The sequence below is a fragment of the Dryocola sp. LX212 genome (genome assembly GCA_041504365.1).
In the GTDB taxonomy this organism is placed as follows: Bacteria; Pseudomonadota; Gammaproteobacteria; order Enterobacterales; family Enterobacteriaceae; genus Dryocola.
Genome location: CP167917.1, coordinates 60,133 through 74,153, shown reverse-complemented (window position 1 = coordinate 74,153; position 14,021 = coordinate 60,133). Strand labels below are relative to the sequence as shown.

The window sequence follows — 14,021 nt, the reverse complement described above, 5'->3', positions numbered from 1 at the left end:
TTATACGCTCCTCTTCCCTGAAATACTGACCGGCCCAAGCGGATACGGTTTGTCAGGGTTATCCATGATCTGCTGGTAATCGGCGCGAGCGCCAGGGAAACCAATCATTTTCCACGATGCCAGCGTCTGGTTGCCGCCGTGCATTGGGTCGGCAAGATAGCCCTCTTTGGTGTTCTCCAGCATCTGGGTGAAGAACAGGCCGCCCGGCACCTCGTCAAAGCTGAGCTTGTCGCCGTCGAGCTGATGCAGGATGTCGTCCTGCTGCTGATGGCTAAGTTCGGCGAAGCTTTTCTGGAACGTTTTTTGGCACCAGGCGTTGACCGCCCTGATGCCGCGCCGCCACGTTTCCCGTGGGACCAGGCTCGACTGATAGCCAAGCTCAGGTTCAGCGCTGGCAAACGGCCCGTGCATGTACCACAGGTGACCGTAGCCATAGGGGAGTTCCATCTGTTTATCGATATAGACCGGCACGCCTTCGCTCACCGCGCCGGGACCGTTTTCATCTTCCGGAATCAGACGGTCGGTCGCGGCGAGGACGAAGGCCCACTCTTCGTTATTAAAGAAAGTGGGAACGTAGTGAACGCTCACGCCTTCGCTCTTCGCGGCAGCGGCAACGCTGCTCGGCGATACCAGACTGCTACCGACCGCCGCCAGCGGGATTAGGGAGAGGGTTTGTTGTAAAAAACGACGTCTGGAGGGGAGTTCCTCGTTGTCATGCTTGCTCATAAAACTTTCCTGTCGGCTGGTACCAAATGGGCAACGCTGATTAATTACCCGGCTAATAATTATCTTGTTATACAAGAGAAATTAGCCTTTTTTGAGATGAAAGCAATGCAGATAAAGTGCGGGTTTAAAAGGGGGGGGCGAAAGTTATCGGTAACACTCAGGCAACAAAACGAGGCTAACAATATGATTCGTATATGATATATTGCAAAGGCAAAGTGTAAATATATGTTGTTATTTTGTAAATTAAATGCAGCTAAAATTGATCTGGATCAGGGCAGGAAGGGGCTTACGGGGAGCAAAAACGACAAACCCCGCATCTCTTAGCGGGGTTTCGGGTAAGGCAAGCCGGGTAAAAATCAGGTACAAAATACAAACTTATTCCATCAATTGCTTGCTGAGCGTTGGGTTTGCCTGAATAAGGCGCATCAACTTCAGTTCGGTACTGGAGGGTCTGATTCGTTTTGATTCCCACTCCTGCACCATCGTCACGCTGACACCCATCACGCGAGCAAAATCGTCTATTTTAAGACCGGTACTCTTTCGCAGCTGCTCGAATTCAGAAAAAGCGCTGGGCTTCTGTCTGGCGGAAATCATTGGATCGTTTTTAAAGACTATCTGCTCAAGGCTGCTGAGCAGTTCATACATTGGATCTTTATATTCCATTGACAACTCCTCATAAATCACACATTGACCTCGTGAAGGGTAAGAAGCCTTTTAAGAGTAGCCTGAAAAAAAGCGTGCTGATGATACAGGAGGAAACTATTTTTACGCGAGGCGCTGCTTATGCGTTTCAGCTGCAAGATTAAGCGGCGTAAGAGATTGAAAAGCAGGCCCACTCCGGGCCTAAGTATAAATTTGTAAATGGTTATGCATTTCGCGTTCCGCGTCGGACTTAAGCCAGACGCGGAACGCGGTATCAGCCGTTATGCTTTTTGCGTGATGTCATTCAATTCGCGACCGTCGTCCTCTCGCACGCTCGGGATACGCGAACCAGCCCATGATTTTACCAGCAGCGCGGCGGCTGACAGCACTGCCGGGATAGCCAGCAGCATAAAGATGGCCTTAAACGACAGCTCTGCCTGCATCAAAAAAGCCCCGCTGAAGGCACCGAGAATCCCGCCGAAGCGTCCAAGTCCCAGCATCCAGGCTACGCCCGTTGCGCGCCCCTGCGTTGGATAAAAGCCGGCCGCCAGCGCAGGCATCGAAGATTGCGCGCCGTTCATGATGGTCCCGGCGATAAACACCATCACGCCCATCAGCATCAGGCTGGATGTCGAGAAGCCCACCAGGCAGACAAATAGCCCTGTAAGCAGATAGCCCACCGCCACAACCTTGTTCGGATTCAGCCTATCCATCAGCGCGCCGATAATCAGTACCCCAATCCCACCGCCCAGCGGGAACAACGCGGTAATGATCGACGCCTGGCTAAGGGTCGCGCCCGTTTCGCGGATCAGCAGTGGCAGCCAGCTGGTCAGGAGATAGAAAATCAGCAGGCCCATGAAGTAGGTCAGGCACAGCATCAGCGTCCCCACCAGATAACGCGGCGAGAAAATGACCCCCAACGCGGTTTTATCTTTAATATGCCCCCCCACTTCGTTAAGCACAAAATGGGTACTGTCACCCGCCGGAAGGGGCGCAATGCGTTTGAGAATAGCGGCGATGTCATGCTGCGGTTTCTTTTTCACTACCATGTATCGCGCGGACTCTGGCAGCCAGAAAATCAGCACCACGGAGAGGATAAGCGGCATCACGCCGCCCAGGATCAGCACGCTTTGCCAGCCCAGGTGCGGGATCATCCATGCGGAGATAAAGCCTCCCATGGAAGAGCCAATCGGGAAGCCGACAAACATCAGGTTAACGAGCAGCGCCCGCTTACGCTCAGGAGCATATTCGGACATTAACGTTGCCGCGTTGGGCATTGCCGCCCCCAGGCCCAGGCCGGTGAGAAAACGCAGCAGCGCAAGCATCGTCAGATTAGTGGCGAAAGCGGTCAGCAGGCTGAAGCCGCCGAAAACCACGATCGACAGCACCAGTACCTTTTTACGTCCGATGCGGTCGGCCATCGGCCCGGCTGTCAGCGCCCCAACGGCCAGCCCGACCAGCGCAGCGCTCATTACCGGACCAAGATCGGACTTTTGCACCCCCCACTCCTGGACCAGATCGGAGGCAATAAAGCCAATAATCGCGGTATCGAAGCCGTCCAGCGCCACGGTAATAAAGCACAGTACAAGAATCAGCCACTGGTATTTAGAGAAGCGGCTTTGGTTGATAAACGTCTGAATATCAGTATTTGAATTTGTCATAAGTCATGCCCTGGCGGATAACAGAGATGTTCGATTATCGAACAATAATTCGTTAATCGTTCGTTAAATCAAACCATCAAGCTGGCCTGCCGACAACCGGCCCCCGGGTCTTAGTGTGCGATTATCGTCCGGCATACCTACCCGCTAAGTCACTGATTAAAATTAACTCTTAAATATTAATAGGCTGTGATGAATCGTCCGATGACGGGCGTGCGTGGAATTTGTGAGGCGGTTAACAACTGAGCAACATATATATTAGGAATTTCTCATTGTAAGCAGAGATTATGTCTGAAGAGATTGTTGTGAAAGGGTATCTTGCGGACACGGCATGGACTATCCTTAGCACCATTATCGGGTACGCAATTGCGCATTTGTATTGTTTGGGTGAAGGAGTAGAAATATGGCGACAGGTAAATCCTGCTCTCGCTGGATTGCGTCGTTCGCGGCGTTAGTGATGGTGTTCAGCCTCAGCGGTTGCTTTGATAAAGGAGGCGATCAGCGTAAGGCATTTATTGATTTTCTGCAGAATACGGCCATGCGCAGCGGTGAACGCCTGCCGACGCTGACTGCCGATCAGAAAAAACAGTTTGGTCCACTGGTCTCTGACTACGCCATTCTGTACGGCTTCTCACAGCAGATTAGCCAGGCAATGGACGAGGGCATGAAGCCGGTCGTTGACAGCGTGAACAGCATTCGCGTGCCGCAGGACTACATGACCCAGCGTGACGCACTGCGCCAGGCTAACGGTTCCCTGAACGTGCTCGGTCAGCAGGTGCAGAACGCGAAAATGCAGGCGGATGGTGCTCACTCGGCGCTGAAACAACCTGATGAACTGAAAAGCGTTTATGACCAGCTTTATCAAAAGATTGTCACCACACCGGCAAACGCCATGGCTCCGCTGATCCCGGCAGCCCAGACCTTTACCCAGCAGCTGGTTCAGGTCGGTGATTTCATTCAGCAGCAGGGCACTCAGGTTGGCTTCACCTCCGGTGGCATCCAGTTCCCAACCTCCCAGCAGGCTAGCCAGTACAACTCGCTGATCGGCCCGTTGGCGTCTCAGCATCAGGCATTTATGCAGGCTTATTCAAGCGCGCAAAACAGCATGCAGTGATGTAATTTCCCCGCCTTCGGGCGGGGTGTTATCTTTCTCGACATTAGAACCCCCTCATCTTTCTACGTGTATAAATTTGCCCTAAATTTGACACCCCCTCCTGCTGTTCATAAACTCTCCAGTACCACGCATTAATGAGACGGCCATCATGTCAAACACCATGTCGCAAAAAGCGGCTCGGGAAGGATTAGGCAACCCTGAACTTTTTGAGGGCGGCGTTTATGTCACCAAAAATGGTGTCGCGGAGCTGTTCGTTCAGACAGCCCGGGAGCGCCAGGTTGAGGAAGCCGAGCGGTCGCGTGAACGCCAGAATAACGCTTTGCTGAAACTCATTATGAAAGCTAAGCAGGAAGCGGAAGAAGGCAAGACTATGTCCCCTGAAGAGGCTTTACAGCGGCTTCGCGCTGCCAGAAAGTGAAAGGAGAAAATGACGTGAAGGATCATGCCATTACGCTAACGGACACGGCGTTCAAAAGCCTGCAGGACATCGAATTCTTTAAATCACAGTTTATTGGCCCTGACGCCGCTGCGATTTTTATCGATTCCCTTCTCAGTCGTTCAATCTCTGCAATTTCGGACGATCCACAGCGGTACAGATTTAACGGTTTTCTGGCAGATAAAGGCATTCGAATTCGCGAATGGCTGGACGTAGATAAAGAATACCGATGCTTTTATCATCACAGCAAACCCAATAAAATCAGTATATTACTTTATGCGAGTATGAAAGAAGATTTCGAATCTGCTTTGTATCGCCATAACGTGATTTACTAAGGCAAAATCAACCCCGCTTAGCCCTTCCGCCCTTCAGCCCTGTGGATGGCTAAAATAGTACTTGTCAGTGACTGGTTAAATGTGCGTTAATGCCTTCATCGGTTTGACGTACAGACCTTTCAAGCAAAGCAGTCCTCCAGAAGTTATCGTAGATACCTTTCAAAGTGAGTTTCTCCTTACCGCTTCAAAAATCTGTAAAGCATACCAATACGCCGTAAGGCAAACTCTATTTAAAAGGTAATATCAATGTCTGCTAAAATGACTGGTCTGGTTAAGTGGTTCAACTCTGACAAAGGCTTCGGCTTCATCACTCCTGACGATGGCTCTAAAGATGTGTTCGTACACTTCTCTGCTATCCAGAACGATGGCTACAAGTCCCTGGACGAAGGCCAGAAAGTATCTTTCACCATCGAAAGTGGTGCTAAAGGTCCAGCAGCTGGTAACGTAACCAGCCTGTAATTGCTACTTAAGCAATAAAAATTCTAAAACCCGCCTTCTGGCGGGTTTTTTCGTTTCTGTCGTCTGGATTTGCAAATCCGTTATTTGCCCACCAACCGCCGCGAGTTATCCTCAATCTTGCCTGAAATACGCCGCTTCTGCATGGTGCGCGTCCAGCTTGTGGAAAGCCCGGCCGCCGACAGCAGACGATGAAACTGTTCGTCATCAAAAGGCATGTGCCAGGCGATAGCAATGGCCTCGGCAACGCTCACTTCGCTTACGCGGGAAACCAACTCAAGCGGAGAGTCAGTGGATGTCCCGCCTGCCATCACCACCCGATACAGCCAGCCGCAATGACCTGAAGCCTGCATCCGCGATGCCATATCGCCGACGCCAAAATGATAATTCAGCTTAAAGCAGGGCGAGCGTGGCTGCGTCACCTGAATCAGCGCGTCTCCCCAGCGGTAAATATCCCCGATAAAAACGTCCTGCTCCGTCATTCCAAGGGTTGAGAAGTTTTCGCCAAATGCCGGTGCCGTAAACAGCTCGGCCTGCTCGGGGAACGCCTGCGCCCAGTGGGTATAATGCTCGCGGGGATAATGGCACAGCGCGCGGTCAGGGCCGCCGTGAATGACTTTTTCAGCCTGCTGATCGCCCTCCAGCCCCATTTCGGTCAGTTTTAACTCGCCATCGACCTGATATTTGCCAATAGCGCTCGGTCTGCTGCCTTCATATTCACGAATTTTGCCGATATAAACTTGTAGCGGATAGTGCATCTGCTCCTCCTTGATTGCCGATAGCGGTCATAGCAGCTCGTTGATCAGATAAGCCGCAGCGTCATCCGTCACAACAAGTGTTAACGGTGGATGATGCTGACGCTTACCCACCCTTCAAAACTACCACAGACATAAAAAAAGCGAGCCTTCAGGCTCGCTTTTTTGTGCAGGTTTACTGCCGCCTATTTTTTAGCTGCGAAACGCGCTGCTGCTTCGTCCCAGTTCACCACGTTCCAGAACGCTTTGATGTAGTCAGGACGTTTGTTCTGATACTTCAGGTAGTAAGCGTGTTCCCACACATCCAGGCCCACGATTGGGAAGCCGGATGCGCCGGAAACAGCTTCGCCCATCAGCGGGCTATCCTGGTTTGCGGTAGACACCACGGCCAGCTTGTCACCTTTCAGTACCAGCCACGCCCAGCCGGAACCGAAACGGGTTGCAGCCGCTTTTTCAAACTCTTCTTTGAATTTGTCTACGCTGCCGAAATCGCGCTCGATTGCCGCTTTCAGGTCGCCCTGCAGGGTGGTACCGGTTTTCAGGCCTTTCCAGAAGAAGCTGTGGTTAGCGTGGCCACCCGCGTTGTTGCGCAGCGGGGTTTTCTTGTCGGCAGGCAGCTGGTCCAGCTTAGCGATCAGCTCTTCAACCGGCAGGCTTGCGAATTCTGGCAGGGACTCCAGCGCTGCGTTAGCGTTGTTCACGTACGCCTGGTGGTGTTTGCTGTGATGGATTTCCATCGTTTCTTTGTCGAAGTGTGGTTCCAGGGCGTCGTAAGCGTAAGGCAGGGATGGCAGTGTATAACTCATGTTCATCTTCTCCACTAGTGTTTGGCGGCGCAGATGCTGTTAACGCCGCGTAATCAGTTGGTTCATTATAGTTAATTAAATGATATTGAAAATGTTTATCAATGCCGTAGTTTTAATAAGGTTATAACTTATCATTATGATGGGAAAAACAGAGGGTTGTCAGGGTGATAGCTTTCATCGCTTCCTCTGTCCCTAAAAACTGTGATCCTCATTCCCCTCACCCCCTGAATTTTGCCAGGTTTGCTCCCTGTACGGCAGCCTTTAGAAGGTTAGCCTGGCGCTCACTCTTTAGACTGAATGCCACTGGGGTAGCAAGCGGTAGCCCCTGCGTTTTCCAGTTAAAACAGAGGGATAATAATGAGTAACGCGATCGCAATGGGGATACTTTGGCATCTGGTCGGCGCGGCAAGCGCGGCCTGCTTTTATGCTCCTTTCAAAAAAGTACAGCGCTGGTCATGGGAGACCATGTGGGCGGTGGGCGGCTTCGTATCGTGGATTGTTTTACCCTGGGCCGTCAGCGCAACCCTGCTGCCGGACTTCTGGTCTTACTATGGCGCCTTCGGGGCTTCTACACTGTTGCCGGTGTTCCTGTTTGGTGCAATGTGGGGCATTGGCAATATCAATTACGGTCTGACGATGCGCTACCTGGGGATGTCAATGGGCATTGGCATTGCAATTGGCATTACGCTTATCGTCGGTACCCTGATGACGCCAATTATTGCCGGAAAATTCGACGTGCTGATTGGCACACCGGGTGGACGTATGACGCTGCTGGGCGTGCTGGTTGCGGTTATCGGCGTGGCGATTGTTACCCGCGCAGGCCAGCTAAAAGAGCGCCAGATGGGTATTAGAGCCGAAGAATTTAACCTCAAAAAAGGGCTGGTGCTGGCCGTCATGTGCGGCATTTTCTCCGCGGGCATGTCCTTTGCGATGGACGCCGCAAAACCGATGCATGAAGCCGCCGCCGCGCTGGGCGTTGACCCGCTTTACGTTGCGCTGCCGAGTTATGTGGTAATTATGGGTGGCGGAGCGGTTATCAACCTGGGCTTCTGCTTCATACGTCTGGCAAAAATGAAACATCTGTCGATAAAAGCCGACTTCTCTGTCGCCAAACCGCTGATTATCGCCAACGTGCTGTTTGCCGCCCTCGGTGGGCTGATGTGGTACCTGCAGTTCTTTTTCTACGCCTGGGGACACGCCAAAATCCCGGCGCAGTATGACTATATGAGCTGGATGCTACACATGAGCTTCTACGTGCTGTGCGGCGGGCTGGTTGGTCTGATTATGAAAGAGTGGAAATCCGCTGGCCGCCGTCCGGTTGGCGTGCTGAGCGTAGGCTGCGTAGTGATTATCCTCGCCGCCAACATCGTTGGCCTGGGCATGGCAAACTGATCATACAGCTGCGGCATATCGCTGGCGCCACATCCGTGGCGTCAATCCTGTCTCTTTGGTGAACACCACCGAAAAATAGTTACTGTCCTCAAAGCCGCAGCGCGTGGCGATATCGCCAATCAGCATCTCGCTGTGGCGCAGTAAATCCTGCGCCTGGCAGATCCGTAGCTGACGCAAATACTGGCTGACCGACATGCCAGTTTGCTGGCGAAAAAGCTGCCGCAGATTGCGCTCCGTCACCTGCTGCTGCTGGCAAAAGTGCTGTAAATCGAACGGGGTTTCCAGGCTTTTTCCCAGCACGCCCATCAGCAGATCCAGCGTCTCGCCTCTTTCCAGCCCCGTCGCATCCTGCGGCTGATAGCGATGCCTGCGCAGCATGATGCAAAGCTGTAAAAACAAGCTTTCCGTCAGGCAAAGGGACAGCGCATCCGGTTTCGGGCTTTCATGCTCCAGCTGTGCGATAAGCTGCCGGGCCTGGGCCATGCCGTGGCTGCTGAGCCGCCAGCGCACGTCGTTGCTGTGTAGCAGATCCCCCCAGTCAACGTTAAGCTTCAGGCGTTCTGGGCAGAAGATAATGTTATGCAGAACCAGATCGTTGACCGATTCGTAGCTGTGGCGGTCCTCGGCGCGGATATAAAACAGGTCACCGCAGGTGATGCGATAAGAACGGTCATTGAGGATATGCAGCCCGTTGCCGCGCCACACCAGCACCAGCTCGCAAAAATCGTGGGTATGCTCCGCGAAAACGTTTTGCGGATAGCGGTCCGCCACCGCCACGGGCTGGGTGGCGGATGCAAAAAAATCCGCTTTCTTAAGCATTAAATGACCAGCCACAGCTCGCCCTCAAAACCAGAACAATCAGAAATTATTGGCTTTTTTTGGACAAAAAACGGTGATTGCCTTCGCGATTACTGAAGTTGAGTATCCCGTCCCTGGCGAATTTCGCGTGGGGACCAGGCGAACTCCCGTTTGAACAGGGTCGAGAAATGGTTGCTGTCGCCGAAGCCGCACTGGAATGCGATATCCGTGACGCTCTCTTCCCCATGGCGCAGCAGGTGACGCGCTTTCATCAGGCGTAAACGGTTCAGGTAGCGCTGCGGCGTCATGCCGGTTTGCTGCTTCAACTGGCGATGCAGCGTGCGCAGCGAAAGGGTGAACTGTGAGGCGAGCTGTTCCCAGCAAACATCTTCGGCAAAATGCTCTTCCAGCCACGCCATCAGCTGGTTGAGTCGGCCTTCGGAGTTTGTCGCGCCTTCCGCCATGCTGCCCTTTCGCAGCAGCACCAGCAGCTGCATAAAGAGGATCTCCCGGTTGGCGACGGCATGCGTATCGGGACTTTCCCCTACATTTTCAAACTGTTCGATAAGCCCACGAACCTGCTGCAGCACGGGCTGATTCACGCGCCAGTGGGACGGATAGATACCATCCTGTTCCTGCGGCAGCAGCTTATCCAGCCCGGAGAGGAAGCAAAACGCATCCGGCGCGCGGTAAAGAATGTTGGTCAGGCAGAGGTTTTCCGTGTGTTCGTAAAGATGGCGGTCGTGATCGCGCACAAAGCAGACCGACCCGCCGCTCAGCGTGTAGGGCTGGCCGTTGAAGACGTGCGTCCCGGTGCCGTGCTCCACAATCACAATTTCGCAGAAGTCGTGGTGGTGTTCCGGAAACGCCGCCTGCGGCAAACGCGGCTCAATCGCCACCGACGCAGCACCGGAAGGGAAGAAGTCAAAGCCATGCAGTATTGTCATTCTCACGCCCACCATGCTGATTAACCGATGCCTGATAGTAGATAACCATTCTCATCTGCACCTTAAATTTTCGACACAAAATTCGCTAAAAGCTGCACGTTTTTTAAGAAACGACGGGAAAGATCGGGAAGTGTGGATAGCGTCACAGGCCGCATAAGACCGGTGCAAGCGCGATTCTGTGACCTCACTCACGTTCATCTTTGCATCTTTGCCAGCGGGCCATTCGCGCTGTCAGTAATGAGAAGGTGGGCGCGGACGTTCCTTTCTAAAGTGGGGGCAATTCTTTTGTAAGGACCCCCGACCATGACTGTACGCCATAGCGTTGCGGTTGACCTGGGCGCTTCAAGCGGCCGCGTCATGCTGGCCCGCTTCGAAAGCGGCACCCGCCACATCTGCCTGCGAGAAATTCACCGTTTCAGCAACTGCCTGAAACAGGTAGAGGAAACCACCGCCTGGGATCTGGACGCGCTGGAAAGCGAGATCCGCATCGGCCTGCAAAAGGCCTGCGACGAAGGCATTCGCATCGACAGCATCGGCATCGACACCTGGGGCGTGGATTTCGTGCTGATTGACCGCGACGGCAACCGCGTCGGCCTGCCCGTCTCTTACCGCGACAGCCGCACCGACGGCGTGATGGACAGGGCGCTGGGCGAATTAGGCCGCGAAGAGATCTATCGCCGCACCGGCATCCAGTTTCTGCCCTTCAATACCCTTTACCAGCTGCGCGCCCTGAGCGAACAGCAGCCGGAGCTGCTCGATAAGGTCGAACACGCGCTGCTGATCCCCGACTACTTTTGCTACCGCCTGACCGGCGCGCTGAACTGGGAGTACACCAACGCCACCACCACCCAGCTGGTGAACATCAACAGCGACAGCTGGGATGAAACCCTGCTCGCCTGGGCCGGCGTTCCGCAAAAATGGTTCGGCACCCCGACCCATCCCGGCAACGTTATCGGCCAGTGGGTTTGCCGCGAAGGCAATAAAATCCCGGTTGTCTCCGTTGCCACGCACGACACCGCCAGCGCGGTCATCGGCGCGCCGCTGAAAGACAAAGACGCGGCCTATCTGTCGTCCGGTACCTGGTCGCTGATGGGGATAGAGAACAAAACGCCGTACGCCACGCCGAAGTCGCTGGCCGCCAATATCACCAACGAAGGCGGGGCGGAGGGCCGCTACCGCGTGTTGAAAAATATCATGGGGCTGTGGTTGCTCCAGCGCGTGACCCGCGAGCTGGGAATTACCGATTTATCTGACCTGATTGCCCGCACCCAGCTTATCCCGGCATGTAAGTTCGTGATTAACCCGAACGATGACCGCTTCATCAACCCGGAAAGCATGAGCCACGAAATCCAGACTGCCTGCCGGGAAAGCCACCAGCCGGTGCCGCTGACCGACAGCGAGCTGGCGCGCTGCATTTTCGACAGCCTGGCGCTGCTGTACGCGCAAATTCTCAAAGAGCTCGCCGACCTGCGCGGCCGCCCGGTGAGCTGCCTGCACATCGTCGGCGGCGGCAGCCAGAACGCCCTGCTCAACCAGCTCTGCGCCGACGCCTGCGGCGTGCCGGTGCTCGCCGGGCCGGTAGAGGCCTCGACCCTCGGCAACGTCGGCTGTCAGCTGATGGCGCTGGACGAAATCACCGACGTCGATGACTTCCGCAAAGTCGTCGCCGCCAACTACGAACTCACCCCCTTTTCCCCTCAAACAGACAGCGAAATTGCCCGCTACGTGGCGCAGTTTCAGCACAACCGTCAAACCTGTAAGGAGTTTTGCGCATGACCACCACTATCGATCGGGCCTGGGAACTGGCTAAGCAGCGCTTTGCCGCCGTGGGCGTAGATGTTGAAGCCGCGCTGCATCAGCTCGACCGCCTGCCGGTTTCAATGCACTGCTGGCAGGGCGACGACGTTGCCGGATTTGAAAACCCTGAGGGCACGCTGAGCGGCGGTATCCAGGCCACCGGTAACTATCCGGGTAAGGCTCGCAACGCGGCGGAACTGCGTGCCGATCTGGAGCAGGCGCTGAGCCTGATCCCGGGGCCAAAGCGCCTGAACCTGCATGCGATCTACCTTGAATCCGACACCCCTGTGTCCCGCGATAAAATCAAACCAGAACACTTTAAAAACTGGGTGGAATGGGCAAAAGCCAACAAGCTGGGGCTGGATTTCAACCCCTCCTGCTTCTCCCACCCGCTGAGCGCGGACGGCTTCACCCTCTCCCACGCCGACGACAAAATCCGCCAGTTCTGGATTGACCATGTGAAGGCCAGCCGCAAAGTCTCCGCTTACTTTGGCGAACAGCTCGGCACGCCGTCGGTGATGAACATCTGGATCCCGGACGGCATGAAAGACATCACCGTTGACCGCCTGGCCCCGCGCCAGCGCCTGCTGGAAGCCCTTGATGAGGTCATCAGTGAGAAGCTGAACCCGGCGCACCACATCGACGCAGTAGAGAGCAAATTGTTCGGCATCGGTGCGGAAAGCTACACCGTCGGCTCCAACGAGTTCTACTTCGGCTACGCCACCAGCCGCCAGACCGCGCTGTGCCTGGACGCGGGCCACTTCCACCCGACCGAGGTTATCTCCGACAAGATCTCCAGCGCCATGCTCTACGTGCCGCGCCTGCTGCTGCACGTCAGCCGTCCGGTACGCTGGGACAGCGACCACGTGGTGCTGCTGGATGACGAAACTCAGGCCATCGCCAGCGAAATCATCCGTCACGACCTGTTCGACCGCGTGCATATCGGCCTCGACTTCTTCGACGCGTCCATCAACCGCATCGCGGCGTGGGTTATCGGCACCCGCAATATGAAGAAGGCCCTGCTGCGCGCGCTGCTGGAGCCAACGGAAACTCTGCGCCAGCTTGAGAAAGAGGGCGACTACACCGCGCGTCTGGCGCTGCTGGAAGAGCAGAAGTGCCTGCCGTGGCAGGCGGTCTGGGAGATGTACTGCCAGCGCAACGACACGCCAGCGGACGCGCAGTGGCTGAACACCGTTCGCCATTACGAAAAAGAGACGCTGAGCAAACGCGCTTAATACAGTCGGTGGATGGGCTGCGCTTATCCACCTTAGAACTAATTATCGTAGGGCGGATAAGCGTAAGCGTCATCCGCCAGTTCAAACAGGAAAACACAATGCAGAACATCCTTAACGCCTGGTTTGTTGAAGGCATGATCAAAGCGACCAGCGACGCCTGGCTGAAGGGCTGGGACGAGCGCAACGGCGGCAACATCACCCTGCGTCTTGACGAGGCGGATATCGCGCCGTACTCCGACGATTTCCACACCGCACCGCGCTATATCAAGCTGAGCCAGCAGATGCCGGACCTCGCCAACACGCCGTTTATCGTCACCGGCTCCGGCAAGTTCTTCCGCAACGTGCAGCTCGACCCGGCGGCAAATATCGGCGTGGTAAAAGTGGACAACAAGGGCACCGGCTACCACATTTTGTGGGGGCTGGAAAACGAAGCGGTGCCGACCTCGGAGCTGGCATCGCATTTCCAGTCGCACTGTGTGCGCAAGAAGGTTACCGACGGAAAAGATCGCGTGATCATGCACTGCCACGCCACCAACCTGATTGCCCTGACCTACGTGCTGGGAAACGACACCGATGTCATCACCCGCAAACTGTGGGAAGGCAGCACTGAATGTCTGGTGGTCTTCCCGGACGGCGTGGGCATTCTGCCGTGGATGGTGCCGGGCACCGACGAGATCGGCGACGCCACCGCGGGCCAGATGCAGAAACACTCGCTGGTGCTGTGGCCGTTCCACGGCGTTTTCGGCAGCGGCCCGACGTTCGACGAGGCCTTTGGGCTGATCGACACCGCCGAGAAGTCAGCCGAGGTGCTGGTGAAGGTAATTTCGATGGGCGGCATGAAACAGACCATCTCTCGCGATGAGCTTATCGCGTTAGGTAAACGTTTTGGCGTCACGCCGCTGGCCAGTGCTTTAGAGCTTTAAA

Annotated in this window: 15 protein-coding genes; 8 read left to right on the top strand and 7 right to left on the bottom strand. The window is 55.0% G+C overall.

What is annotated here, in order from left to right; genetic code table 11:
- The 3 genes from ACA108_00405 to ACA108_00395 all read right to left on the bottom strand — a co-directional run bounded on the left by ACA108_00405 (position 1) and on the right by ACA108_00395 (position 3,029).
- Positions 1-726 carry a gluconate 2-dehydrogenase subunit 3 family protein gene (locus ACA108_00405; GenBank protein XEX96044.1) on the bottom strand — a complete coding sequence of 242 codons (726 nt, stop codon included), beginning with the start codon at positions 724-726 and terminating at the stop codon, positions 1-3.
- A 375-nt stretch (positions 727-1,101) separates the two neighbouring features.
- Complete coding sequence (locus ACA108_00400) at positions 1,102-1,389, bottom strand: HTH-type transcriptional regulator (protein ID XEX96043.1); 288 nt, start codon at positions 1,387-1,389, stop codon at positions 1,102-1,104.
- 260 nt (positions 1,390-1,649) lie between these two features.
- Positions 1,650-3,029 carry an MFS transporter gene (locus ACA108_00395; GenBank protein XEX96042.1) on the bottom strand — a complete coding sequence of 460 codons (1,380 nt, stop codon included), beginning with the start codon at positions 3,027-3,029 and terminating at the stop codon, positions 1,650-1,652.
- A gap of 400 nt (positions 3,030-3,429) precedes the next feature.
- Between ACA108_00395 and ACA108_00390 the strand changes: the two genes are divergently transcribed.
- The 4 genes from ACA108_00390 (at position 3,430) to cspA (ending at position 5,370) form a co-directional block, all read left to right on the top strand.
- Entirely contained in the window at positions 3,430-4,140 is a 711-nt protein-coding gene (locus ACA108_00390) for a DUF3053 domain-containing protein (protein ID XEX96041.1), read from the top strand.
- A 148-nt stretch (positions 4,141-4,288) separates the two neighbouring features.
- Positions 4,289-4,558, top strand: coding sequence for a hypothetical protein (locus ACA108_00385; protein XEX96040.1), 270 nt, complete (start codon positions 4,289-4,291; stop codon positions 4,556-4,558).
- A 14-nt stretch (positions 4,559-4,572) separates the two neighbouring features.
- On the top strand, positions 4,573-4,911 hold the full coding sequence (locus ACA108_00380; GenBank protein XEX96039.1) for a hypothetical protein: 339 nt from the start codon (positions 4,573-4,575) through the stop codon (positions 4,909-4,911).
- Between the two features lie 246 nt (positions 4,912-5,157).
- Positions 5,158-5,370 carry an RNA chaperone/antiterminator CspA gene (gene cspA / locus ACA108_00375; protein ID XEX96038.1) on the top strand — a complete coding sequence of 71 codons (213 nt, stop codon included), beginning with the start codon at positions 5,158-5,160 and terminating at the stop codon, positions 5,368-5,370.
- 80 nt (positions 5,371-5,450) lie between these two features.
- Here cspA and yiiM read toward each other — a convergent pair whose 3' ends face one another.
- Positions 5,451-6,125 (bottom strand): 6-hydroxyaminopurine reductase, encoded by a 675-nt coding sequence (yiiM, locus tag ACA108_00370; GenBank protein XEX96037.1) that lies wholly within the window; start codon positions 6,123-6,125, stop codon positions 5,451-5,453.
- 182 nt (positions 6,126-6,307) lie between these two features.
- Positions 6,308-6,928, bottom strand: a complete 621-nt coding sequence (gene sodA, locus ACA108_00365) for a superoxide dismutase [Mn] (GenBank protein XEX96036.1) — start codon at positions 6,926-6,928, stop codon at positions 6,308-6,310.
- Between the two features lie 357 nt (positions 6,929-7,285).
- Here sodA and rhaT point away from each other — a divergent pair, with 357 nt between their 5' ends.
- The gene (gene rhaT / locus ACA108_00360) at positions 7,286-8,320 is read left to right on the top strand and encodes an L-rhamnose/proton symporter RhaT (protein XEX96035.1); all 1,035 of its coding nucleotides are present in this window, start codon (positions 7,286-7,288) and stop codon (positions 8,318-8,320) included.
- On the opposite strand, the gene rhaR is transcribed toward rhaT, so the two are convergent.
- Complete coding sequence (gene rhaR, locus ACA108_00355; GenBank protein XEX96034.1) at positions 8,321-9,154, bottom strand: HTH-type transcriptional activator RhaR; 834 nt, start codon at positions 9,152-9,154, stop codon at positions 8,321-8,323. It lies immediately after the preceding gene.
- A 74-nt stretch (positions 9,155-9,228) separates the two neighbouring features.
- A complete protein-coding gene (gene rhaS / locus ACA108_00350; GenBank protein XEX96033.1) occupies positions 9,229-10,065 on the bottom strand; it encodes an HTH-type transcriptional activator RhaS in 837 nt (278 codons plus the stop codon).
- 303 nt (positions 10,066-10,368) lie between these two features.
- On the opposite strand from rhaS, the gene rhaB reads away from it, so the two are divergent.
- The 3 genes from rhaB (at position 10,369) to rhaD (ending at position 14,020) form a co-directional block, all read left to right on the top strand.
- Complete coding sequence (gene rhaB / locus ACA108_00345; GenBank protein ID XEX96032.1) at positions 10,369-11,841, top strand: rhamnulokinase; 1,473 nt, start codon at positions 10,369-10,371, stop codon at positions 11,839-11,841.
- Entirely contained in the window at positions 11,838-13,097 is a 1,260-nt protein-coding gene (locus tag ACA108_00340) for an L-rhamnose isomerase (protein ID XEX96031.1), read from the top strand. Before rhaB ends, ACA108_00340 begins: the two co-directional genes overlap by 4 nt.
- Before the next feature lie 98 nt (positions 13,098-13,195).
- Positions 13,196-14,020: a rhamnulose-1-phosphate aldolase gene (gene rhaD / locus ACA108_00335; GenBank protein ID XEX96030.1), complete on the top strand. Its 825-nt coding sequence runs from the start codon at positions 13,196-13,198 to the stop codon at positions 14,018-14,020.
- Position 14,021: the final 1 nt, after the last annotated feature.